General features: G+C 47.3%; 15 protein-coding genes, 4 tRNA genes and 2 pseudogenes. 14 read left to right on the plus strand and 7 right to left on the minus strand.

Annotated elements, in window-relative coordinates:
- The first annotated feature begins 156 nt into the window (after positions 1-156).
- The gene (locus OEM52_05410) at positions 157-1,398 is read left to right on the plus strand and encodes a hypothetical protein (GenBank protein ID MDK9699568.1); all 1,242 of its coding nucleotides are present in this window, start codon (positions 157-159) and stop codon (positions 1,396-1,398) included.
- Complete coding sequence (locus tag OEM52_05415) at positions 1,395-2,516, plus strand: hypothetical protein (protein ID MDK9699569.1); 1,122 nt, start codon at positions 1,395-1,397, stop codon at positions 2,514-2,516. The genes OEM52_05410 and OEM52_05415 overlap by 4 nt, the downstream gene beginning before the upstream one ends.
- A 140-nt stretch (positions 2,517-2,656) precedes the next feature.
- Here OEM52_05415 and metG read toward each other — a convergent pair whose 3' ends face one another.
- The 3 genes from metG to OEM52_05430 all read right to left on the minus strand — a co-directional run bounded on the left by metG (position 2,657) and on the right by OEM52_05430 (position 7,474).
- The gene (gene metG, locus OEM52_05420; GenBank protein ID MDK9699570.1) at positions 2,657-4,615 is read right to left on the minus strand and encodes a methionine--tRNA ligase; all 1,959 of its coding nucleotides are present in this window, start codon (positions 4,613-4,615) and stop codon (positions 2,657-2,659) included.
- Between the two features lie 148 nt (positions 4,616-4,763).
- Positions 4,764-6,161 carry a hypothetical protein gene (locus tag OEM52_05425; protein MDK9699571.1) on the minus strand — a complete coding sequence of 466 codons (1,398 nt, stop codon included), beginning with the start codon at positions 6,159-6,161 and terminating at the stop codon, positions 4,764-4,766.
- Positions 6,158-7,474 carry a peptidoglycan DD-metalloendopeptidase family protein gene (locus tag OEM52_05430; protein MDK9699572.1) on the minus strand — a complete coding sequence of 439 codons (1,317 nt, stop codon included), beginning with the start codon at positions 7,472-7,474 and terminating at the stop codon, positions 6,158-6,160. The genes OEM52_05425 and OEM52_05430 overlap by 4 nt, the downstream gene beginning before the upstream one ends.
- 253 nt (positions 7,475-7,727) lie before the next feature.
- Between OEM52_05430 and OEM52_05435 the strand changes: the two genes are divergently transcribed.
- Positions 7,728-8,009: an HU family DNA-binding protein gene (locus OEM52_05435; protein MDK9699573.1), complete on the plus strand. Its 282-nt coding sequence runs from the start codon at positions 7,728-7,730 to the stop codon at positions 8,007-8,009.
- Positions 8,010-8,089: 80 nt separating this feature from the next.
- Here the strand turns inward: OEM52_05435 and OEM52_05440 are convergent, their stop codons facing one another.
- Both OEM52_05440 and lptF read right to left on the minus strand, forming a co-directional pair.
- On the minus strand, positions 8,090-9,169 hold the full coding sequence (locus OEM52_05440; GenBank protein ID MDK9699574.1) for an LptF/LptG family permease: 1,080 nt from the start codon (positions 9,167-9,169) through the stop codon (positions 8,090-8,092).
- Positions 9,166-10,467: an LPS export ABC transporter permease LptF gene (lptF, locus tag OEM52_05445; GenBank protein ID MDK9699575.1), complete on the minus strand. Its 1,302-nt coding sequence runs from the start codon at positions 10,465-10,467 to the stop codon at positions 9,166-9,168. The genes OEM52_05440 and lptF overlap by 4 nt, the downstream gene beginning before the upstream one ends.
- A gap of 469 nt (positions 10,468-10,936) precedes the next feature.
- Between lptF and OEM52_05450 the strand changes: the two genes are divergently transcribed.
- The 4 genes from OEM52_05450 to OEM52_05465 all read left to right on the plus strand — a co-directional run bounded on the left by OEM52_05450 (position 10,937) and on the right by OEM52_05465 (position 12,589).
- A tRNA-Ser gene (locus OEM52_05450) sits at positions 10,937-11,020 on the plus strand.
- Between the two features lie 132 nt (positions 11,021-11,152).
- Positions 11,153-11,241 (plus strand) — tRNA-Ser (locus tag OEM52_05455).
- Positions 11,242-11,382: 141 nt separating this feature from the next.
- Positions 11,383-11,469 (plus strand) — tRNA-Ser (locus OEM52_05460).
- Positions 11,470-11,725: 256 nt separating this feature from the next.
- Entirely contained in the window at positions 11,726-12,589 is an 864-nt protein-coding gene (locus OEM52_05465; GenBank protein ID MDK9699576.1) for a tyrosine-type recombinase/integrase, read from the plus strand.
- Between the two features lie 49 nt (positions 12,590-12,638).
- On the opposite strand, the gene OEM52_05470 is transcribed toward OEM52_05465, so the two are convergent.
- Positions 12,639-13,259, minus strand: a complete 621-nt coding sequence (locus tag OEM52_05470) for a hypothetical protein (protein MDK9699577.1) — start codon at positions 13,257-13,259, stop codon at positions 12,639-12,641.
- 73 nt (positions 13,260-13,332) lie between these two features.
- Here OEM52_05470 and OEM52_05475 point away from each other — a divergent pair, with 73 nt between their 5' ends.
- The 6 genes and pseudogenes from OEM52_05475 (at position 13,333) to aspA (ending at position 18,798) form a co-directional block, all read left to right on the plus strand.
- Positions 13,333-14,136, plus strand: coding sequence for a DEAD/DEAH box helicase family protein (locus tag OEM52_05475; protein MDK9699578.1), 804 nt, complete (start codon positions 13,333-13,335; stop codon positions 14,134-14,136).
- A 399-nt stretch (positions 14,137-14,535) separates the two neighbouring features.
- Positions 14,536-14,611 (plus strand) — tRNA-Ser (locus OEM52_05480).
- Between the two features lie 71 nt (positions 14,612-14,682).
- On the plus strand, positions 14,683-15,576 hold the full coding sequence (locus tag OEM52_05485; protein ID MDK9699579.1) for a restriction endonuclease: 894 nt from the start codon (positions 14,683-14,685) through the stop codon (positions 15,574-15,576).
- 924 nt (positions 15,577-16,500) lie between these two features.
- A pseudogene (locus tag OEM52_05490) lies at positions 16,501-16,604 on the plus strand.
- A 355-nt stretch (positions 16,605-16,959) separates the two neighbouring features.
- Positions 16,960-17,286: pseudogene (locus OEM52_05495) on the plus strand (cyclic nucleotide-binding domain-containing protein).
- Between the two features lie 66 nt (positions 17,287-17,352).
- The gene (aspA, locus tag OEM52_05500) at positions 17,353-18,798 is read left to right on the plus strand and encodes an aspartate ammonia-lyase (GenBank protein MDK9699580.1); all 1,446 of its coding nucleotides are present in this window, start codon (positions 17,353-17,355) and stop codon (positions 18,796-18,798) included.
- A 179-nt stretch (positions 18,799-18,977) separates the two neighbouring features.
- On the opposite strand, the gene OEM52_05505 is transcribed toward aspA, so the two are convergent.
- Positions 18,978-21,512, minus strand: a complete 2,535-nt coding sequence (locus OEM52_05505) for a hypothetical protein (protein ID MDK9699581.1) — start codon at positions 21,510-21,512, stop codon at positions 18,978-18,980.
- 511 nt (positions 21,513-22,023) lie between these two features.
- Here OEM52_05505 and OEM52_05510 point away from each other — a divergent pair.
- On the plus strand, positions 22,024-23,946 hold the full coding sequence (locus OEM52_05510) for a hypothetical protein (GenBank protein ID MDK9699582.1): 1,923 nt from the start codon (positions 22,024-22,026) through the stop codon (positions 23,944-23,946).
- Positions 23,947-24,245 lie beyond the last annotated feature (299 nt).

The raw sequence follows: 24,245 nt of genomic DNA on the forward strand, positions 1-24,245 counted from the left end.
TTTAACCCGGAAACCGTACAAACCCCTTTGTCAAGTACCCAATCGGGAGGCGTTAACTGCTCGGCTGCTCGGGCGTTGCTGAGCGCGATGGTGCTACTCACGAAGAGTAGCAAGAAAATTCCGTATCTTACTTTCATTGTGTCTCTCAATCATTGTATGCAAAATCGAATCGTTACCCTACTTAGTATTACGATGTTAGCCATGACATCGTATGCGCAGTTATTACCCAAGCTGGAAGGCGATCTCCGAGTATCCACTGAAAGTGGACCGAAACTTGTAGTTTGGGAGCGCGACGACATCGCCGATGTTTGTATAACGATTGTCGTACAATTCGATCCCTCGGATATCGCACGGTATGGCGTTCGGCTGCCGGTATTGATGGCGGCGTTATGGGAAGAAGCGATGCCTCGCACGATGGCGCTGGATGCCTTGGGTATAACTTTTCTGCAAGTCCGGGATAGTATCCTCTTGCAGTTACAGGAACAAGATAGCGTATCGCAACCCCTTCCGAAAAACACTAAGTTGTGGCTGGACTACCGCGCACGAGAACAGGTTCTCACGAACAAACTCCAAAACCAATATGTGAGTACTTTTCCAGAAATTGTACGTGATCCTGTGATGGTATTGCCCAATGCGATGTTACTCAGATATCGTATCCCTTCCTTGGCGATTGATAACTTCTTCTTTTATCTACGGGACAAAGCTACAACTCCAATATGGTTGTCCGAATGGGAGTGGAGGCGTCGGATCCAGCAAGGGTTTCCTGACGAAAAACGAGTTGCATCGGCAATGCAAGACCTATCGTATCCCGTACTTCCGATTTCGGAACCATTGCCGTCGATTACCGGCAGTGTCGCAGAGTATTGGGCGACACCACTGCAAAATGCCGAGTGGAGCGTTGCTATGGTTGGTAAGTTGTCGGCGGCGGAGACAATGTCGCTGGCAGCGTTGTATTGGTCATCTTGGGAACTGGCGGTTCCCCTGCCACCAGCGCAGCAATATTCAAATCCAATCGAGTTTCCGTTGACGAAGGAGTGGAGTAAAGTCACCTTACCGGTGGCAAATCGGGATGTCGTGCGTGCTTACTTGATCGGCGGCATCATGGGTACTCACCGTGAAAATTTAGCGCTGCTGTTAGGAGCTACCACAAGCGCAGTGGTACCGACCCAATCTCTAACCCCCTCGATTCCCGTTGAGGAGCGGCGGGCACGCTGGTCGCAACGATTGAAGAGTGATCTCGATTTGCCGGAAACGGCCGCTGACCGGCTTGCGATAATGCAGTTGCAGGAAGGGTGGGAGCGCTGGTTTGTCGTGGATGATCATTTGTCGGCATTCGCCGATACCCCCGAACAATCGTGGGTGAATGAGTTACTGCGAAAAGCGGAGCATGATCGATGAGAGTCGCTCCCAACTATCGAATGAGCATTCTTGTGCTTGTAAGCGGGATTATGATTCTTTCATCTCATGCACAAGAGAAGTCTATCTCATTTTCGGAAGGGATAACTGCCAACGGCGCACGACTTATTGTATTGTCGGATTCATTGCATTCGACAACAACGATTGTCTTCGCATTTCCCCGCCGCTATACCATCGGATTTGAGAAGCAGTGGCGGGATGTTGTTCAAAATTGGGTGAATGGTTCCCCGTACCGTCATGTGGAAATTCTCCCGACGCCTAACAAACCGTATCTCATGGTGCATAGCTCCCGTGCCGACGATTACAATGGATTAACAGCACTGCTCGATGTAATTCGTCAGGCAAACTGGGAACAGAAATTCCGAGTACCGCCTTCATCGGTTTGGCCGGATCCCGCTTGGTTTTTCGGTAAGTCTACGTTACGTGGATTTACTCCACACCCCTCGGAATTCGTGGTCGGTGTCGCGGGAATCGATCAGACATCGGCACTATGGAATTGGGCGGAAAATGCGCTCGATAAATGGGTAGGAAAAACCGGAATCACTCGAATGCCGCCGGTCGATACTGTAGGACATTTTTGGTTTAATCATACGCCCGGCGAGCGTACGGAAATCGTAATGTGGCAACCAGTACCCATTCCGTTTTCCAAGCCGGATGCGGTATTGCGTGATGCCGTGCTATCCCGGCAATTGGAGCGCCGGATGTTGCAAACATTGGAAGCGAATCGGGTTGCGTTTACTGATTTTGCCTTGGGGCTTTTTCCGGAAACATCGCCGCAGTGGATTTGGTGCGCGCTAAGTGGCAGTCCCAACGAAACGGAATCAATATTACGCGAATTGCCGTATGCTTGGCTCGACGTTGTGTCCGATACGACATTTCCGGTTGTGCGAAAAAAGGTCACGGAGAATCATCGCAGCCGAGATCAGAAATTGATGAACCGTTGCCTTGCAAAAATGTACGCAACTCCAACTCCGCCAAGCGATCCGGTAGAGTACCGCAAAGCGCTGCAAAACGCATTATTGCAAGATCGGTGGACGATTCTTGTCACCACCGATACCATGCGAGTCAACCTGCCCGAAATCTATCGCTATCATCCTTAATCTTGCTTTTTTCTATCGTGTAGGACAGACACTCTGGTCGGTCCAGTAGATTGTCCAAAAAGAAGGGGCATATGTCATACGCCCCTTTTCATCCGTGGCGCAGACAATCCTGTCTGCGCATGTTTACCTCAATATAATCATCACCCTACCGACGCACCGGGAGCGATATCGCCGCTCACAGTGACTAAAGCAAGTTTCCCTTCCGACTTGGCGGCAAGCAACATACCATACGAAAGATTCCCTTTCAATTTCGCCGGTTTGAGATTGGCGACGATTACGATGAGTTTTCCAAGCAACTCATCAGGCGAATAGTGTTCGGCAATTCCTGCAACGATTTGGCGCGGCTTTTCAACGCCATTCCCATCGTCCAGTTGTAACAACAAGAGCTTGGTTGCCCCTTCAATCTTCTCGGCGCGTAGCACTTTCGCAATCCGGAGTTCCACTTTCTTCACATCATCGATAGTGATGAGACCATCGGGCTCGGCAACGGGTTGTTCGACTTTTTTTGTCTCACTCTTCACTGTTGCTTTTTGAGCAACAATATCGACCTTCTCGCTCCCGAAAAGTTTGTCGAAATCAAGACGCATGAATAGTGGTCTCGATATTTCAACCGCCCCACCACCATTTATCGTGTAATCATACTCGTCTTCCGGTTTCTTCGATAGTCCGAGTAATGACCTTAGCTCCATCATTTTATCCGGCATGATTGGGAATAACCTGATCGAGGCGTTTGCAATATCTGTCAGGCATTGGAAGAGAATGCTTCCACCTTGACTTGGGTTCGTTTTGACTAAAGACCAAGTTTTGTTTGTGTCAAAACGTTGATTTGCGTCTCGGATTAAGTCAAGAGTAGTATCAAGATTAGAATTGATAGCACTAATGGTCTCAGGAAGCTCGATAACACTTGATATCTGTTCCATCTGAGAATTCTCTGGAATTCTCTTTACGAAATTTTGTTCGATCAATTTTACAACGCGTGACAATAGATTTCCGAAATCATTCGCTAACTCACCATTCACGATTGCTTTGATTCGCTCTTCGGTGAGTGTTGCATCTTGACCGAGAATCATTCCTCTCATTAAGAGATAACGGAAACGGTCGACACCGCCATTCTCAATGCCGCCGAATTTTTCGATGAGGTCAAGCGGTTTGATGACATTGCCAAGCGACTTTGACATTTTCTCGCCGCCGAGTAGCCACCAGCCGTGTGCAAAAATCTGTTTCGGTAACGGCAATCCCATGCCATGTAGGAGGGTCGGCCAATAGACGCAATGGGTGGTGAGAATATCTTTTCCGATGAGATGCAAATCGGCTGGGTGTTCTTTCCAAGCTTCGACGCCAACTTTATCGCCGATTTTCGCGCCGGTGACATAATTGAGCAACGCATCGACCCATACATAACAGACGTAATCGGAATCGAACGGCAGCTCGATCCCCCACGTCAACCGCGACTTCGGACGTGAGATACAGAGATCGTTCACCCCGCCTTTTTGATTCAAGAACCCGAGCACCTCATTCCGCCGGAAGTCCGGTTGAATGAAGGTCGGATTGTCTTCGATGTGTTTCTTGAGCCAATCGACATGCTCGCTCATCTTGAAGAAATAATTTTTCTCTTGGATCGCGATGATCTCGGCTTCGGGTTTCTCCGCGCGAATCTTTTCCGCTTGCAACTCGGTTACGAATATTTCATCGGAGACGTAATACAGCCCATCGTACTCTTTCGCGTAAATCTGTCCACTATCCCAAAGCTGTTGCAGCATCTGCTTTACCACGGCAACATGATCGTCGTCGGTCGTACGAATAAAACGGTCGTACTCAAATTGGAGAACATTCCATAATGCTTTGAAGCGCTCATTCATTTCATCGACGTGCGCTTGTGGGGAGATGCCGCGTTTCTTCGCCGACGTTTCCACTTTCAGACCATGCTCGTCGGTGCCAGTCAGAAAGCGGGTACTGTACCCGAGTAATGTGTGGTAACGCGTCAATACATCGGCAAGCAGCGTAGTGTACGCATGACCAATATGCGGTTCATCGTTGACGTAGTAAATCGGCGTTGTTACATAAAAGAATTTTGCTACTTTGTTTTCGTCATTCGACACAAGAACTTCTCCAATTCTCTCTTTTCGGTTTGGATAAATGGTTGATCCCTCTTTTAAAAGGATTGCTTCGTCGCTTCGCTTCCTCGCAACGACACGTCAGACAAGATTACGTTCAGTGAGCCCTTCGGGGTTGCCTAACCTCCAGTTTTCAACCGGCTAAAACTCTGTGTAACCGGAACGCTAATCCATGTAATAATAGCATGTGTTGTGGATTTTTCGGTGAACGCAATAAATCAAGCGTGCTTACTGTTTCTTCGATTGCAGCAACGAGATCGCGTTTCTCAGTAAATCTGACAAATCGCTTCAGTCGTTCGAGTAAGTCTTCACCGCGCACCAGCATACCGCTTGGCATCGTTCCATTTGGCGCTTGTTTCACCCGCACAGCGTCGCGCAAAAAGAGCATTAATCGTATCAGGAATCGCTCGACTTCGTCGACGTTTCTGCCGCGTGCCAACGTTTCAATTTTACCCAATAAGTCGCGGCGATTTTTCTGCGAAACGATACCCAATAAAAAGATAATCGCCTCTTCGGTACGTTGGACGGTTTCGTCGGAAGCCGCTTCGCGAGCCCGTAAATACGAACCTTCCGAAAGCACCGCCAATTCCAATGCTTCCGCTTCGGATAACGGATTTTCCCGTCGCAATTTCGATAGCGGCAACTTCATCAATTCATTGGCAAGTAACCCGACCGGCAACGGTTCCATCCGAATGTGCTGGCACCGTGATTGTATCGTCGGCAACAAATCTTCCGGCGATTTGCTCAAAAGTAAGAGCAATGTATCCGGTGGTGGCTCCTCTAAAATCTTCAGCAATGCGTTGGCAGTTTCTTCGTTCATCCGGTTCGCATGGGCGACAATCGCTACTTTCCTGCCTTTACCGAGCCACGTGCCAAGCTGCGCCCACTGCCGGAGAAACCGGATTGTAATGACCCGGACACTATTCGCACCAGGCACCGTCAATGATACCCAAGGATCTTTAGCAACGCTTTCGACAACTGTGGCGATTTCCTCTTCAGTCTTCTGGGAATATCGTCGGGTAATGCGGGTATCGCCGTCTTCGGTTTGCTCTTTCCGGTCGACTTCGCCATCATTTGCTTTCGTCGGAAATGCCAGAAACAGCGAAGTGTGTTGCAGCCGTTCATATTGTCGGCACGAGGGACAAACTCCGCACGCAGTCAAGGGACCCCAATCACAATTCAAATGTTTCGCCAGCTCGAGTGCGAGTTGTTGTTTGCCGATACCATCTGGCCCATACAACAGAATTGCATGTGGCAACCGGTCGTCGCGTACCAATCGTTCTAACACTTGTTTCGGACGCTCTTGTCCCAATACTTGCGAAAGAAACGGCGGTAATACATCCGGTTTCACCGGGATTACTGGCTCTGCGGTAACCGTACGTGAAAGAGGCTTTGGAGCTGCGACAACCGGTTGTTCAGGCGGCAGATCGAATAGTGCTGGTGCATCCTCTGCCTCTTTGTCCTTATCTTTTTTCGGTTTTGGCGGTGGAGCGGGTGGTAAATCGTCGAACAAAGAGAATAAATCGCTCATCGTCGCTCCAACCAACCTAATGGATCTTGTTTCGCACGACGATCCCATACTTCAAAATGCAGCGTCGCTTCGCTTCCATCGTCGGGAGCGGCGACATTACCAATCCTTTGGTTGCGAGCGACTGCTTGTCCGTTATTCACGTCTACTGATCCCAAGTGTGCATACACCGTAAAGATACCATTCGCGTGTTCCAAAATAACTGTTGTGCCAAAACCGCGCAACCACGTCCGTTGTGCGACAATGCCTTCTGCTGCCGCTAAAACGGGAGTGCCGGGGCTTGCCGCGATTTCGATACCGGGACTCTCGGTCGTCGTGCCATAGGCACCGCCGCGCTGCCAACCAAATCGCTGCACGACGTCGCCGCGAACTGGCCAACGCAGTGCGCCGCGGGTCGTCGGCTGTAATTTGCTCCAATCCTTGTTCGCTTGTCTTGTCTCACTGCCCTGTGTGGTAGCTTTACTTCCACTCACTTGCTCTTTCCGGCGTTTCTCTTGCTCGGCAAGATTCTGCTCAATCGTGCGTTGAATGTCACGAAGTGATGCTTGCCGTTCCCCAATTTTCTTTTCCAGTTGAACCTGTGATGTCTTCACGCTCGCTAACTTCTTTTTTCGCTTCGCAAATTCGCTTTGCAGCGCCGATTCTTCGTTACGCAAGGCGGCATGTTGACGTTCGGTTTTTTGTACCGCTCGGCGGGCTTGGTCGTATACGTTAACATATTGTGTCCGCAACTCGTTTAATTCCACTTCCGAGGAACGGAAAAGTTGATGTTCCGCCAACAGCTCAGTTGTTGCCCGCTGTTCGGTTCGCTGCAATAAGGCATACAACCGCATCCGGCTTAACACTTCACGAATCGAATTAGCGCGCAGCAGCTCAAACCAGAACGGGTGACGATGATACTTATACCAGGTTACCACTTGCATTCGCATTTGATCTTGTATTAGATGTAACCGCTTTTGTAGCTCTTGCGCGCGGCTTGCGGTATAGGTCCATTGCAATGTCACATCATCGGTACGCTGCTTTTGTTGTTTAAGTTGTTGTTTATTTTTTTTGAGCAGAAGTTGTAACTCCCGGGAAAGCCGTTTCTTCAAAGCAATCTTCCGGTCGTACTCGACAATCTCTTTTTGCAGGGTTAATTCACTCCGGTTTGCCTTGTCCAGTTCGGTTTGTAGCCGGGCAATTTCCTCGCGGAGCCGTTGGACGTGCTTGTCGGACGCCTCCGGGGAGGGGGGAGCTGCGAGTGCCGGAAGCATACAAATGGCAAGGATTAGCAACCATTTATACGGGAAAGTTCGCGACTGTGATGTTGTAACCATATATGTTATCTAATGTTACGAATGTTTGTCGGATGACATAATCAACTCGTATGCTCAATTCAGTTAGCTACCTGTAACACAAAGAAAGCTTGTGAATCGCTACTCTCCAAGCCTTCTCCTCTTGATTTACGGAAATCACGCTTTATCTTTCCGGGGAATAGGGACCGAAACCGCGGGAATACTTGCGTGGTGCCCCTATCCTTCATTTTATCACATGCAAGTAAGCTGCGTAGTCTATCTAAGAGGAGGATGAATGAACAAGGCAGAATTGGTAGCCGCCGTCGCCGCAAAAGCGGATATCAGCAAGAAGCAGGCGGAAGAGTGCCTTAATGCGCTCATCGAAGCCGTCGAGAAAGAAGTCTCGAAGGGTGAAGAAGTAACCTTAGTCGGTTTCGGTACGTTCGGCGTTGCCAAGCGCAAGGCCCGTACTGGTCGCAATCCGCAGACCGGCGCCGAAATCAAGATTCCGGCAAAGAAGGTCCCGCGTTTTGTACCGGGCAAGGCGTTTAAGGCATTGGTCGCAGGCAAGAAATAATAAACCTGCAACGGCAAACATAAAACGGGGTGACATTGGTCATCCCGTTTTTCTTATATCTCGAATTCTAACAACGGGCATTATTTCCGAACGCGCAACAGCATGAAAAATCCGAGAATCGCAAAGGTGCCATTCGCAAACCACGCGGCGAACCATGCTGGAATATCCCCTTGGAAACCGAAAATCTTAGCGATCTGAATCATGCCAAAGTAGAGAAAACTGACAAAGAGTCCCATTCCAAATGATAACACAACACCGCTTCTTCGCTGTACTGCCGCAATCGGCACTCCAATCAAGACAATGATAAGTGCAGAAGCTGCGGTCGCAAGTTTGCTGGAGAGCTCGACATTCCAGCGGGTTGTTTTACTGCCGGTCTCATCCAACCGTTTGATGAAGCGTTTCAGATCGGTGTAACCCATCTCCTCCGGTTTGACGGATAAATCTGCAAAAGCGATCGGAGTCAACTCCACTTCTTTGACTATCATCGTTTTGAATGGAATGACGGTCTCTTTTTCGTTTTCCCATTTTCGTTCGACACCACGCTCAAACTGCCAGCCGGATGCCGAATCCCATTTCGCTTCTTCAGCGTCGATCCGGTAATACACCGAACGCCCTTTCGCTAATTGTAAGGTGGGTCGAAGTCCCCGTTGTTTTGTTTCGTCCCAATGTTCCATGTGAAAGAATCTGCCAGCGCCTTCCAATAAGTAAATCCGGTCGGAACGAACAGTCGATTGTTTTGGGAGTTTTTTGACTTCTACTCGCCAAATCTCCATCCGCTGTTGATTCAGTGGTGGCAATAAATATTCACCGAACCAGAACAGAAAGCCGGAAACGAAAACTCCGACGATGATTAACCGCGAAGAGACCCACCATAGCGAGATACCCGATGCCCGCATTGCCACGAGTTCATGGGTATTGATTAATCCGCCGATGGTCGAGAGCGTAGCGAGGATCATCGCAACTGGAAAAACCAAAAACGCGATGTAGGGTAGGAACAAAAGATAATAACGTGCGATGATGTTCGTCGCTACGTTGCGGTCGAGAAACTTGTCGAGGTTCTCAATTAAGTCGATTACTAAGAAGACCAATACCGCTGCAAGCAGGGAGAATAATAGAATGCGGAGAAAACGTCCGACGATAAAACGGGAAAGCGTACTCATAGTCGCTCCTCGCTTTTCTTTTCATCTGCTTTATCGGCATCGTCGAGGGCTTGTTCGAGCAGACCGGAGTTTTTCGCATTCAACAAACGTTCAGCAGTTTCCCGGTCGAATCCCAGCAAAGTCGCTGGATCTTCCTCTTTCTGTTTTCGCCAGCGCGAAGGGATTAAATTCAGTTGGGTTCCCTGTTTCACAGTTGTCACCATCAGGAAGACGCCAATCCCAAGCATTAAGAGATTCGGCAGCCACATCGACAACCACGGAGCGACTTTCCCGCGGTCAGCATAATCCTCACCGGAGATTAAAAACACCCAATAGATGAGAAAAAAGAAGGTACTGAGACCGGCTGACAAACCGATACCACTGCGTTGCAAACGCGCTCCCAGCGGAACCGCAATTAAAACAAAGAGAATACAGGCGACCGGGATCGAGAATTTCTTGTGTAATTCTACTTGCAATGAATTCCACAGCCGGTCTTTATCTTCGCGATTTTTCTTCATAACTGCGATGCGCTGAAACATCATCGGAATCGTCATCTCGCGGTCGCTGCGGTACGCTTGCTCGGTGCGCTCGAAGAGAGCGCCCGGTGCCGGGAGTTTTACAATCGCACTATCAAACTGAATGACTTCATAGTTCAGCGGTACTTTCCATTTGAAGCGATGAATTTCACCATCGCCCATTGTAAACAGGAATGCGCGAGCAGATGGGGAAAACTTCAACGTGCCGCGGTCGGCGCGAATTGTAACTTTTTTGTCGCGCTCCCCTTCGTCTTGAATTAGGAGCGACATCAAGAGGTTGTCGCGTTGCCGTACTGAATCGGCGAGCATGACGTAATTGCCCAAATCGAAATTGAAAACGCCGGGTTCGATGGCAAGGATTGGTCGCTTTCGCGAAATCGCGTTATTCAACTCTTTGAGCCGGTAATTAAAATTCGGGAGCAGCCAACCGTTGAAGTACACCAGAAACAAGGTGCAGGCAAACCCAGCCAGCAGCACCGGCCGCAACAAACGGAATAGCGAAACGCCTGCCGCACGAAGCGCAGTGATCTCCTGATCGGCGGAGAGCCGAGCGAATGCCATCAGGACGCTGACGAGTACCGCCATCGGAATCGCGAGTGAGGCAATCCAAGCTAAGTTCAAGGCAAAGAATTCGAGAATAACCATCCATTCAAGACCCTTCCCCACAATTCGCCCCAGCATCTGAAACAGCAGATTCAGAACGAAGATGAAGATTATCAGCGCCAACGAATACACGAAGGGCGCGATATGCTCTTTGAGGATGTAGCGTGTTAAGACTGGCATAGAAAGCTAAGATACTTTTTTTCGATACCCATTGCGAGAATCCTGCCAAACTTCTATTGGAGGTTGGGCACTCTTGCCTGACGCGGGTACAGACAGGTCTCCCGACCTGTATCGTAGGGGAGACCGGCGGGCTCCGCAAAAAGAGGGCGGCTGCCAGCCGCTCCTACGATTCAAATTGCGATTGGTACTGATTGGTCACCCGACCTGTAATAAAGGATATGCAGTACGGGAGAATCGCCAGTACCCGGGGTAGGGGCGAGCCGCGCACGCCCGCAGTTCGTCTGGTTTCTGACATCTCACTTTCAACAGCGTTTACTTTCTCCATGTCCGCACCAATACTCGTTTATATGCGAAGAAGTTACTGCTGATGCGGTAGCTGGTTGCACAACTCTCCAGCGAAATTCCAGCAACACCGCAGATTTTCGGGTGAATTGACTTTTCCGTTTTCTCCCTCTAACTTGTACCGCTCGGAGGAGTAGACCTAATTGGTAAGGCAGCAGTCTTGAAAACTGCGGCGCGCAAGCGCATGGGGGTTCGAGTCCCTCCTCCTCCGCCCAGTAGCGCAGACAATCCAGTCTGCGAACGTAGCGTAGACAATCCTGTCTGCGGTTGCCATAATCCGTAAACTTATTCATTGTTTGCGAAGTTGGTTTCCGATGGGTATCTTTGCCCACCAGAACGTTTGGGAGAGTTGGCCGAGTGGCTGAAGGCGGCGGTTTGCTAAACCGTTGTACGGGTTACACCGTACCGTGGGTTCGAATCCCTCACTCTCCGCACAACACAGGAATCAGGTAACTGGCAATCGGTGATAGGAAATAGGCAATAGGGAATGGGTGATGGGTGTAACCAAGTTGACACCGATCCCCCTTTTTTTCTATTCTCGAACCCCGATTTCCGAATTCCGATTACCGAATTGGAGAGTTGGCCGAGTGGTTTAAGGCACACGCTTGGAAGGCGTGCGTACGGGAAACCGTACCGAGGGTTCGAATCCCCCACTCTCCGCACCTAGTCTGGGCTACAGGGTTTTTAACAACCCTACTTTTTCCCCCTTTTTTCCGCACTTATCATTTGCTAATGGAGTTGCTAATAGAGGTTAGCAATGTCCCCAAACAACATCACTTTATTCAAACGCGATAACGGTATCTGGTATCTACTAATAAAGGAAGATACTGGTAAGGTTCAGTGGAAATCGACACGTTGTTCCATAAAGTCAGAAGCCTTGAAGTTCCTGACTGAAGAACGCGCGATGGAAAAAGCCTTGCCGAAGAAGCGTCTGTCTTACTTTATGCAGGACTTCCTGAAGTACGCTGAAAGCACCTACGCACAGAATAACGTAGAACTGTATGAACGCTACCTAAGAAGGTTCAAGAACTACGTAGGTGACATTTTCTTGGATCATGTAACCATCGCAGACATCGACAAGTTCAAGGCGTTACGACTTCGCGAAGCGAAGCCTACCACCGTTAGCATCGAACTACGCACCATAAAATCTGCATTCCAACATGCTGTCAGATGGAAGCTGATGTCCAGCAATCCATGTGATGGATCGAAGTTACCAAGGATCCCCGATCAAGCCCCATCCTTTATACTTCACGATGAAATGCAAACCCTGTTGACCGCACTACCAGCGCGCGACCAGTGGTTCAAAGACATCGTGTTGTTCGCATTGTTGATGGGTTTACGACGTAGTGAACTATGCAATCTGAAGTGGTCTAACATCGACATGAACCGACGTATACTAACCATCGAAAGTAGTGATGGATTCCATGTGAAGGCAGGAAAACGCCGAACGATACCAATAGGTGAAACAGCCTATTCTATTCTTGTCAACCGCTTTTCGTTGTTCCCAGAAGGGTATGTGTTCAAGTACAATGGGCAACCAGTTAACCCGTTGACACTGACACATAAGTTTAAGGTAGCAGCGCGCAAGGCAGGGTTAGATGACCGCATCCACTTCCATTCCCTGCGTCATTCATGTGCATCGTGGCTTGCTGCTGATGGTGTCAGTATCTACCATATCGCAAAGCTGCTGGGGCATACTACTGTCAGTACCACCGAAAAGTTCTATGCGCACCTGCAGCCAGAAAGCTTGCGGGAAACTGTGAATAGGATAGCAGTGTAGAAAGCAAGAACCCGCTGAAAGGCGGGTTCTTCTATACATGAGATTAGACTTAAGGTTTAACATCTTGATCAGATCTAGTAGATTTCGGTTCGATTTCCACCATTCCACTGTCTTGAATTTCGCCCAGTAAGTTAAGTGGTTGGTTCACATGCTGGTTTAAGATCCGAACAATGCTGTCATCACTTACATTCAACTGCTTTAAGATCGTAACTTTCTTCTGGACTATTTCCAGTTCGCTAGCAACGTTTTGTAGAACCAGCCTCTTTTCTTCTTCACGGTTGCGAAAAGCGATATCCTTCTTCCTTTCATGGCGATCTTGCATGTACTTTCTTATCTGTTCAAGCGGATTAAGTGATCCGATAAATTCCAAGAAACCAGGTGAATGAATTTCTACTTGACCGACAAGTAATCGTAGTTCTGGTGCAATGATATCTTGGATCCTACCAATCGGGGCTATCCTTCGCTGTTTCCCTTCTATCGCATCAGTAAGGATGTATCGATTTGATGACGTCTGTTCGCCATACTTTGTTCGTGCACGATCAACAAGGAATTCAAAAGCAACAAGATTGTTGTATGCGTTGTCTAACGCTATCAGGAAGCGGGCGGTGTCGGCTACGCTAACTATTACGTTGGTTTCGAAGCGCAGGGAAGATTTTTGATGTTCGTACATGAAGACTCCTTCAGTTGCACGCAAAATACATTATCTAGTTGTGTAATCCCAGCAATCTAAGCATATTTAGCATATGCCACAACCACAAAAGCCAGAACAGAACGCCCGCGACCAGATCGATGCTATGCTAACTGCAGCAGGTTGGCAGCTACAGAACATCGATCAAGTAAACTTGTCCCCGCGTGGTGTCGCAGTTCGCGAATACCCGACCACCGTTGGGTTTGTGGACTATATGTTGTTTGTGGATCGCAAGCCTGTAGGGGTGATCGAAGCGAAGCCCGAAGGTACATCCCCCAGTGGTGTGGAAACGCAGTCAGACGCATACTTGCGAAGCACCGCGAAGCACATCCCCATCGACAAGCAGTCGTTGACATTCGGGTACATTAGTACTGGAACCGAAACGCACTTCTATGACGTTCGTGATCCCGATTGCAGACCGCGACCGGTATTCGCCTTCCATCGTCCTGAAACCCTTGCCGACTGGTTATCCCTGACCACTACTCTGCGAGGTAGACTACGGACATTACCACCGTTAATCAAAGACAAGCTGCGTGATTGTCAGATCCGCGCTATCGAAGGATTAGAAAAAAGCTTTGCGAACAACCGACCCCGCGCACTGATCCAAATGGCAACGGGAAGCGGTAAAAGCTTCTGTGCAGTCAACTTTGTGTATCGATTGATCAAGTATGCAGGTGCCAAACGTGTCTTGTTTCTGGTGGATCGCAACACACTGGGAAGGCAGGCACGTACTGAATTCCAACAGTTCCAGACCCCCGACGACCATCGAAAGTTTACCGAATTGTATAACATCCAGCTATTGTCGTCATCGACATTGGACCCCGTATGCAAGGTAACGATATCGATGCACAAAGACTGAATTAGCTAAGGAACTATTCGCTAGGGGTTACGACAAACCTAGATCAAGCAAGACTAGAATGTGGCAGGGGATAAAATTGAAGCCCTGATGGTGCGACTGGTAATCTGTCATTCAGGTCATTCCCCCAGAAATCCCCACCAGTCCTGACTTAGGCGCGATGTTGCCTTGTCACTTTCTTGTCATTGATGTGTCATGTTGCATCTATTATCTTATGATGTAATGTGTTAGCACTGGCAGTTGCCAGAAAGTAGATCGTACTGTACTGATGTGGGTTGGCAGTACAGCCGAAGCAGAAATCGTTAGTATTCATTGGGTTATCAACATCTTTGCTGCTAATGGAACTGCTAATGAAACAGGTAAATAGTGCAATTCCATGTATCTGTAAGTAGTTGGAAATGAAGGACAGTGGTTTAAGGCACACGCTTGGAAGGCGTGCGTACGGGAAACCGTACCGAGGGTTCGAATCCCCCACTCTCCGCGCTAAATATTGGTTTATGTTTATTAGCTTCACTTAATCATCTTACCTATATAACACAAGGAGGAGAAGTGATTCCTGGTTATCGAGAGATGATGGATCCAATTAAATCGTTTCTCCAAGATGGAAAAACTCGCAATAGGGACGAGATTCGTGAATTTGTAGCACAATATTTTAAGTTAACACCATATGATATGAGTCTTACAGTTCCAAGTCGTCCAGAAGCACTCTATTCTAATCGCGCGGATTTTGCTATACACTATTTGTACCGTGAAGGATATACTGAACGGACAGGGCGAGGCCAATATCGTATAAAACAAGCCTCGCAAACAAATTCTCACACTACTCAAGTAAATGAACAAAAGCAATTTCAATCAATGAAACCATCAATCGTACAAAAATCAGATCAGTTAGCTCAAAGTAATAAGCAGACAACTACTGAACTTACTCCTACAGAAGAAATTGGTAGAGCTTTTGAGATAGTTCATAATGCACTAGCATTTGAGTTGTTGGAGTTCGTGAAAAAAATGTCACCTAGCGATTTTGAAAATCTAGTTGTTGATTTATTAGTAAAAATGGGTTACGGTGGTAATTTAATCGATGCAAAGAAGATGTTAGGAAAGAGTGGTGACGAGGGTGTTGATGGGGTTATAAAAGAAGATCATTTAGGTCTTGATCTAATTTATGTCCAAGCAAAAAGATATCAAGATACAACCATTGGTCGACCTTCGATCCAGCAGTTTGCAGGTGCTTTGATTGGTAAGAAAGCCCATAAAGGTGTTTTCATTGCTAGTTCAACATTTACAAAAGATGCTAAAGAATACGCAGCAAGTATCGAAAATAAGATTGTTCTTATCGATGGAGAACAACTTGTAAATCTAATGATCGATTTTGATTTGGGCGTAACAGTCATTTCTAACTATCAAATCAAGAAAGTCGATTTAGATTATTTTGTTAAAGACTGAAATTTCTCTAGGAGATGAGCGTACGGGAAACCGTACCGAGGGTTCGAATCCCCCACTCTCCGCACCAGATAAGGGTTTCATGGTTTTGTCCTGAAGCCCTTTTTACGTTTTTAGGGGAGGTGCTAACAGATTTGCTAACAGAAAGGCAAATCATATTGACCAACAAACAAACGCTGTTTAGAAGGGAAAACGGTGTTTGTATTTCGTCGATTTTATCAATAAATACAACCAGCGAAAGACTCATCCCAGTTTGATTTGATCAGATGAAAAATGTTCGATATTTTCTTTGTGTGATAACTTACTTGAAATCTACTGTCGATCGACCCATCTCGGAGTCGTCACCATGAACCAAATCACACTCGCCATCCTGTGGATACTCTTCTGTATCATCCACAGCGCATTGATTTCCGTTTCCACCACCCGTCTGCTCAAGCGAATCCTGCGAGATCGGTACCGCTGGTTTCGGTTGAGCTACAACATCTTCTCGCTTGTCACCTTCCTCCTGATAATCGTTGCTACAGCAAAAGTGCCGGGCGAGGAAGTATTCGTTTGGGATGGCTGGCTCCGTATCCCCCAGTTCTTACTCTTCGGTCTTGCAATCGGAATGTTCTTTGTTGCAGGAAAGAGTTACAATATGATGTTTTTTCTCGGAATTGAACAGCTGCAAAGTAAATCGACCAATTCACCAGCACCGGTTAATGAACCGATTGTTGCCACCGGGATTCAAGGACTCGTCAGGCATCCGTGGTATACCAGTGTGTTCATCCTACTGTGGGTTTCCGATATGAACACAACCGAGTTCATGACTAACATTATTCTAAGTGTATATTTAGTAGTTGGAACGATTTTAGAGGAGCGGAAACTGGTGTTAGAGTTCGGACAAAGCTATATCGACTATAAACAACAGGTTTCGATGATCGTACCGTGGAAGTGGTTAATGAAACTGATTCAACAACAATCTTTTAAAGCATCGTAGACAAAGGTAGGAAAAGACCTACCGTGGGTTCGAATCCCACCTCTCCGCACCAGATAAGGGTTTCAGCGACAGGCTGGAACCCTTTATTGTTTAGGAAATTGCCAACCGATTAATCAACACGAAGCGAGACAGCAAAAGAAGCAATACTACCGACAATAAAGAGCTTCCTCACCAAATTGACTATAGTTACCTCGAGTACGCACCACATCTCACTCAATGTTTCGTTGCAACGAAGCCCTACAGATATGCAACTTTACGCACCAACAACCCATGATCGGTACATAGTCTGGAGTTAATCATTCGAGTCTAACGCGAAAAGTTGGGCACTCGTGTAATGTCGCTTTCTATCGTATTTTAGTACCTGTCATCATCTTGAGGTCATCATGTCGATCAACATCCTACAGCAAATGCTCAAGGGAATAGAGTTATTCCGCACTTTTACCGACAGCGAACTTACCACACTTGGCGACTTGTTCGAGGTTCGTCAATTCAATGCCGGTCAGACCGTGTTCAAAGAGGGTGAACCGCGCTGGGCTTTGCACATCATCTACGAAGGTGAAGTGGATTTACAGCGTAAAAACTCGTTTGGTCATGAAGTGCGCATTACACGACTCGTTGTGAACGATTTTTTCGGTGAAAGCGCTTTGCTCGACGATTATCCGCACTCGTTAACCGCGCGCGCCGTATCGCCGGTACGAACTTTTGCTTTACCCCGCGAACGTTTGCACGGTTTAATTCGCAGCGATCCCGACATCGGATTGAAAGTGATCTCATCGGTGACGCACGTAATGTCCCGGCGAATGCGAAGCGGTGTGAAAGTGTATGGGTTAGGAGCGCAATACAGTACCGGAGAGCGCAGAGTCGAACACGATTTGCTTAGCGAGCGACTTATTCCCGTGGATAATTACTACGGTATTCAGACCCTTCGCGCACTGGAAAATTTCAATATCAGCAACGATACGCTTGTTTCGCATCCACGGATTATCGAAGCGTTGGCCATGGTGAAAGCTGCTTGCGCCAAAGCGAATAACGAATTGGAGTTGCTGGATGATAGTATTGCCAATGCGATTGTAACGGCTTGTCAAGAAATCATGGATGGCAGGTATCATAACCACTTCGTTGTCGATATGATTCAAGGCGGCGCGGGAACTTCGACAAACATGAATGCAAACGAGGTTATCGCAAATCGCGCATTAGAGATTTTAGGGCATACAAAAGGGGAGTACAAGTATTGCCATCCCAATAATCATGTCAATCTATCGCAAAGTACGAACGATGTTTATCCAACCGCGCTGCGAATCGCGCTGCTGTTCGGCAATCGCGAACTGATTACCGTACTGGAGCAACTGATTAATTCCTTTCGAGCGAAAGCAAAACAGTTTGCCAACGTATTGAAGATGGGGCGTACCCAGCTTCAGGACGCAGTGCCGATGACGCTTGGCCAAGAATTCGAGGCGTATGCGGTTACTTTGTCCGAGGAGATCTCTCGCCTTCAGCAGAATGCGAATCTATTTCTCGAGATAAACATCGGAGGTACTGCGATCGGAACCGGGATCAATACGGTTCCGGAGTATCCAACCACTGCGATCCGACATCTACGGGCGATTGCGGGTTTAGACTTGATCTTGGCGACCAACTTAGTCGAAGCGACTCAGGATACCGGCGCGTACATCATGTACTCATCGGCATTGAAACGTCTTGCCGTTAAACTATCGAAAATATGCAATGATTTGCGACTGTTATCTTCTGGTCCCCGTGCAGGGCTTGCGGAAATACAGCTTCCCAAGATGCAGCCCGGGTCTACAATCATGCCCGGAAAAGTGAATCCGGTGATTCCTGAAGTTGTCAATCAAGTCGCGTTTAAAACGATCGGTAACGACTTGACGGTTACGCTTGCCGCTGAAGCGGGGCAGTTGCAGTTGAATGTAATGGAACCAGTAATCTTCCAAAGCATTGTCGAAAGTGTCGAGATGTTGAAGAACGCGATGATGACGCTCAAGATTCGATGTATCGACGGAATTGTCGCAAACGAAGACCGTTGCCGAGAGTACGTGTTACAAAGCATCGGGCTTGTCACAGCATTAGTACCGGTGTTAGGTTACGAAGTGTGCACGGATTTAGCTGCCGACGCAGAGACAAACAATCGTAGTGTTTACGAGTTAGTTTTGGAGAAAGGGTTGTTGTCCAAAGAGCAACTGGATGATTTTCTCCGTCCGGAAAACATGTTAAGTCCCAGAAGGATGTAACTGGGTTAGATATTGCGAAAGAAAACTGTCAATATGCGCGTAATTCGATTGACGGAATAAAGCAGCATGAATCCAAACAATGCTCTTCACCAAAAGCATTTGTCAACGGATTGCACCGAGAAAAAACGGGCGGTTGTTACACCGCCCGTTTCATCGAAGTTTACTTAGAAGAAGAAACCTTACCGCTTCATCTGATTACTGCGATACAATAGACGCTCCACCTCGAATTTCGGGGTACCCGAACGCATTGTGCGAAGGATTGCATCGGAGCCGCTTAATCCCCCATCCGTAAATGCTGTCACATGGTAGTACATACTGGGACTAAACCGGACGACCCCCAGATGTGAATAGGAAACGGCATCCGCACCAGTCGTATAGGCAAGAAATTGCCAAGGGATCGAAACATCGTTCCGAAAGTATACCAAGTAATTGGACACGGTAACCGGTACACCTGTCATATTGGTATTCACTCGCAGCCAGTTCAGATGGGCGTTGTACCCGGAAACTGTGACAGTCAGATTCGCCGGTGCCATCGGATCGATATTGGCGGGATTCTGCGCATCGCTGTATACCCAATTCGACGTTGCTCCCGACATGGCATAGTTGTATGTAGTTAAGTTATTCTGATTCACCGTGGCATCAAGCACAGTAGTCAATCCACTATTCGTGCCGCCGGCAATCCCTTGATCGAAACTATAAACCGCAACCAAACTGGGATTTTGAGTCGGATTGATTTTGCTGTACATCGCTTCTTGGATTTGTGATAAAGTTCGCAATCCACTCCAAAGCCGGAACTCATCGATACTCCCTTTGTATTGGTATCCACCGTAAGTTCGCCTACCGATCGTCAGTGGTGAATTCGTTTGAGCAATCGGAGTCGTTAGGGGATTCGAGCCGCCATTGGTCCAGGTGACTTCGATACCGTTTACATAGCAATGCGCTTCGGCAGTTGTAGGACTGTAACTGCAGGCGATATGAACCCACACATTCAGTGGGATCGAAGCATTGGCGTCGATGTAGACATAGTTCGTCGGAATGAAGCGGAAATTATTCGAAGGATAATTCAAGTGAATCTCCATTTGCTCCAAGTTCTTCGCGCTTATGAACTGGATCGCACCGGGGTTTGTACCGTCCCGGTAGACCCAAGCTTCAATGGTGAAGCCATCGGCAAGTGTCACGTCGCAACTTGTCGCGCCGGATATGTAATCGTCGATCCCGTCGAAATTGAGTGCATTGGAAATCAGTGCATCTTGTCGAATTATCATCGAATCGACTTGTTGCTCGCTGTCTGTGAACACCAGCGTTGCCGTGCGTGGCGTAGGCAATAAGTTAGAAGCGAAGACGGCATTCATTGATACTGAACCGCTGTCGGCACCAGTGCTCAGGGTAACCCACGGTTGATTCGTGGACACTGTCCATGCATTCACGCTAGATACTTCGATGTTACGAGTGGAAATGTTGCACGGAATGAGAAGTGTGTCGGGATTAACAACAATCGACGAAGTTATCCCGGGTGCGACCGTTCCAACTGTTATAAACTGATCGACAACTCCAATTCCTACCGCACCGGGTATCAGCAATTTGACGTTCCAGTTGGAACGCTCGACGGTAACGGTTTGCGATGAGTAAGCAGGTACAGTATAGGTGTGTGATAGACCGGTGGTGTTTTCCAATTTCACCGAGTGGGTGATCGAATCGTTGTTGCTTACAGCAAATGTTGCAGTAGTACTGGTTGAACTTAGCGCAACCGCGGAAACCGTTGCAACGCCCGGCCAAGGGAGTTGAGAAGGCGATGTGGCGACATAAGCGTTACCATTATAATACAGCTCCAATTGATCGCGGCAGAAGATGATTCGGCGAGACTGTGGGGCGAACGTTAGAGAAAACTGATCAGTTCCGGTAACGAAATTAAGTGGATAGGGTTGGTTGTTTGGATTTACCACTTCGAAGACAAAGAAGTTGTCCACTACCCCGTTTTCGTTCCAATACGTTCTGCCTAACGGGTAGATTTGAAACAAATTCCCCGGATCGGGTTCTTCGGCACAGAACTGATTATTCGCAGCGTATTGAAACATAAACAACGAGTTACAAACGGTGTATTGAAAAGTAGCGATTGAGTACTTAAGAGTGAACACGGCTTGAGTTTGATAAGGAGCTATCAATATTTCCCCGGACATGGGACCTGAAGTGTACTGCACTGTGATTGTGTTGGAGGTGTGATTTGTCAAATCAAAATTTGCCATCGTCGGGCTGTCGCTGCAAATACGCTCGATCAAAACTTCGGTACCAGCAGGTTCGATTGGAACGAACGTAAGATCGTTACCATAGAACGTGCCGCTCGTCGTGACCACTTTCAGACGGTAGTGGTAGTATAGTGTGAAACCGTTAACCTGAATATTGGCAGTATCGACCACATCGCCGTTGGGCGCAGTATAGAATAACGAAGCGGGTACTTCTTGACCATAACTATCGGTCGGTCCATACTGGAAGGATACCGCGGTGATTGTTGCGCCATTGCTTTGAATGCGCCCTTGGAGCGTAGCCTGCCAGACATAGTTGACCAGTGAAGGTGGATATTCGGGATTGTTCGCTGTACAAGAAACACTAACCACCCGGTAGGGAAAAGTGGTGGTCACTGTTGGTGTTTGCGCGTTGGCGGTCATTGCGAGGAGCAGTGCGAGGATGAGTGTAACTACAGTACAATGTGTTTTCATGGTACACCCTATTTGTTAGTGAAGGGAATGATGTCGTTAAATGAACATAAATAAAGTACAATTCTGCTCGTGATTTTCATAACAAGGTCAATCCCATTTTGTTGAAACTTTACTCTTTACAGATGGACTTAATGAGACGTCCCAATACCCAGTGGAAACGATTAGCTTTTTAAGTTGCTCAGTATCAGGTTTGTAATCCCATCGACAAAACGAAGAATGATAGCACTGGTATGTTTGATTTGTGGACTGCGTGATTCTATCCTGTCGCGATAGATTTTCTGTTGTGATACTCCCAGTAATAAAGCGAGCTAACTTTGATGACTGATGTCAAATAAGTACATTGTAATCCAATACTTGATTGGGGTAATGTTAGTCTGAAGTGTTACAACAAACTCCATCAGATGTTCATGCATCGATTTTTCTAAGAGAAATGCTCGTTCATTCCAATCACATATATAACAACGCATTCACAATGATTGTTATAACTCACCCGCTCCATAAAGGGGAATTTGTGAAGAAAACGTCTCTCACAATTTTTTATATCGGTTTGTTCCTGCTCTCATCACCCATCATTGTTTGGGGTGACAGTTTAAACGTAAGAACAATCGGTATTTGTAACATACTCAAAGCCCGTGGATTTGCCTTGTCAGGTAGTTACGCTTATGTCGCCTCGGAAGACCTTGGCTTGCGAATTGTCAATATCTCTGATCCTTCCAATCCATCGGTTGTTGGATCTTACGACACCCCGGGAATGGCGAATGGAGTCGCAGTATCGGGGAACTATGCGTATGTTGCAGATGGTTTATCAGGACTGAAAGTGATCGATGTGAGTGTACCCTCCAACCCACAGTTGGTTGGAGGGTATGACACCCCCGGTAATGCTGTGAACATCGCAGTTAGCGGGAATTATGCTTACGTCGCAGAACAATACAACGGTTTACAAATCATCGATATCGGCAATCCAACCAATCCACAACCGGTACGATGGTACATTACTGCTGGCGAAGCCTACAACGTAACAATTGCCGGCAATTATGCCTATGTGGCAGATTATGGGTCGGGGTTGGCAATCCTCAATATCAGCAATCCCGCCAGCCCTCAAACAATTGGCACGTATGATACACAAGGTAATGCCCATGGTGTAGCAGCTTCCGGGAATTATGCCTACGTTGCTGACCAAACCGCAATGCGCATTTTCAACGTAACGAATCCTGCCACACCACTATATGTTGGTGTAAGCGCTACACAATTTGCGAGAGCAGTGTGTGTTTTTGATCGTTATGCATTTGTAGCCGAATCTAATTATGGCTTGCGGATATTCGACGTCACGAATCCATCTTCCCTTCAAGTGGCAGGGTACTATGATACTCCCGGCACCCCATATAACGTTAGTTACGCAAATAACTGTGCTTATGTGACAGATTACAACAGTGGTTTGCGAATTATCGACTGTTCGCAAGTCAATGGGAACCAACCGAATCCAACCTCTTCGTTTCTAACATTCACTGGAACACCGGTAGCGCAATATGATTCGCTTTTACTTACCATCTCGAATCGAAACCATACCGAGTTTCGATACAATACGTTAGTTAATTCAAACACGAATTTCTTTTCCTACCGTGTAGATGACTCGGACTCGGTAACAAATGCAAACGATTCGCTTCGAATTTGGGTACGATTCAATCCCGATTCAACGAACATTTATCGAGATACTTTGCGGATGACGTTCGATACCCCTTTTCAACCGATTACTGTTCCAATTTCAGGTACCGGAATCGGGACATATTCATATCTGACGCAATCAACTATAGTCTTTCCGAATTCTGTTGAACCGACTCTTCGTGACTCCATGCGGGTTCAAATTCGGGTTGCAGGTAATCTACCATTGTCTAACGTAGCTTTGATTAGCGATGCACCATTTGATTTTTCGGGTAATACACTACCTCTAACTCAGGCGGGAGATGCAGCCAGCATTTGGTTGCGATTTCAACCTACGGCACCAGGAACATTCGTTAGAAATCTTCCGATTGTAGTGAACACGATTAACGTCGATACACTTTGGATCACAGCAAGTGGCACATCGTCGTACGTTCCAGCAGCTCCAGGAAGCTTGACGATTTCCCTTGCCGGTGAGAATGCTGATTTGACATGGGCGCGGGTAGATACATCACAAAATGGAGTACCACTGACAATACAGCGATATCTGGTTTTCTACCGCAATGATAACACGACCCCCTGGTATTACTTGTGGAATACTGCTGGAGCCGATGCTACTTCCTTTACACATATTGGAGTGTCACGTTTCAGTCCGGCTATGTTCTATCAAGTAAAGGCATGGATTGGGGATTCCGATACTTTTGATCAGATAGTTCAACCAATGTCTGTGGGTACTTTAGCTATCGAAGTTGAAAGAAGATTATCAGACACACGATAAACACGTAAAAATGATATGAGAGGGTGAGAATATAAATTTCTCTTTCTCCAAAAATAAAATGGAAATTCGGGTATCTGGAGTTTGTCGAGATACCCGTTTTTAATGCATGTTTCGAAACGTAATCCTCGTTCTTTGTTCTCGATCTACGATGTTACATTTTCAATAAACCACTTCACAGTTCATATCAGAAGTCGCGAAGATAATGCTGTGCAACTTTTCTGTGTTTCTTTTCTACTAAACAGACGGCAGAAGTATCAATTTCGAGTACAATCGAACTCAAAACCATTCAAATAGGGTAC

This window comes from bacterium (assembly GCA_030247525.1).
Lineage (GTDB): Bacteria > Electryoneota > JAOADG01 > JAOADG01 > JAOADG01 > JAOTSC01.

Excerpts from the sequence above, each read along its gene's own strand:
- OEM52_05410 (MDK9699568.1), top strand. The coding sequence starts at position 157 with ATGCAAAATCGAATCGTTACCCTACTTAGTATTACGATGTTAGCCATG.
- OEM52_05415 (MDK9699569.1), top strand. The coding sequence starts at position 1,395 with ATGAGAGTCGCTCCCAACTATCGAATGAGCATTCTTGTGCTTGTAAGC.
- OEM52_05425 (MDK9699571.1), bottom strand. The coding sequence starts at position 6,161 with ATGAGCGATTTATTCTCTTTGTTCGACGATTTACCACCCGCTCCACCG.
- OEM52_05430 (MDK9699572.1), bottom strand. The coding sequence starts at position 7,474 with ATGGTTACAACATCACAGTCGCGAACTTTCCCGTATAAATGGTTGCTA.
- OEM52_05435 (MDK9699573.1), top strand. The coding sequence starts at position 7,728 with ATGAACAAGGCAGAATTGGTAGCCGCCGTCGCCGCAAAAGCGGATATC.
- OEM52_05440 (MDK9699574.1), bottom strand. The coding sequence starts at position 9,169 with ATGAGTACGCTTTCCCGTTTTATCGTCGGACGTTTTCTCCGCATTCTA.
- lptF (MDK9699575.1), bottom strand. The coding sequence starts at position 10,467 with ATGCCAGTCTTAACACGCTACATCCTCAAAGAGCATATCGCGCCCTTC.
- OEM52_05470 (MDK9699577.1), bottom strand. The coding sequence starts at position 13,259 with ATGTACGAACATCAAAAATCTTCCCTGCGCTTCGAAACCAACGTAATA.
- OEM52_05475 (MDK9699578.1), top strand. The coding sequence starts at position 13,333 with ATGCCACAACCACAAAAGCCAGAACAGAACGCCCGCGACCAGATCGAT.
- aspA (MDK9699580.1), top strand. The coding sequence starts at position 17,353 with ATGCGAAGCGGTGTGAAAGTGTATGGGTTAGGAGCGCAATACAGTACC.
- OEM52_05505 (MDK9699581.1), bottom strand. The coding sequence starts at position 21,512 with ATGAAAACACATTGTACTGTAGTTACACTCATCCTCGCACTGCTCCTC.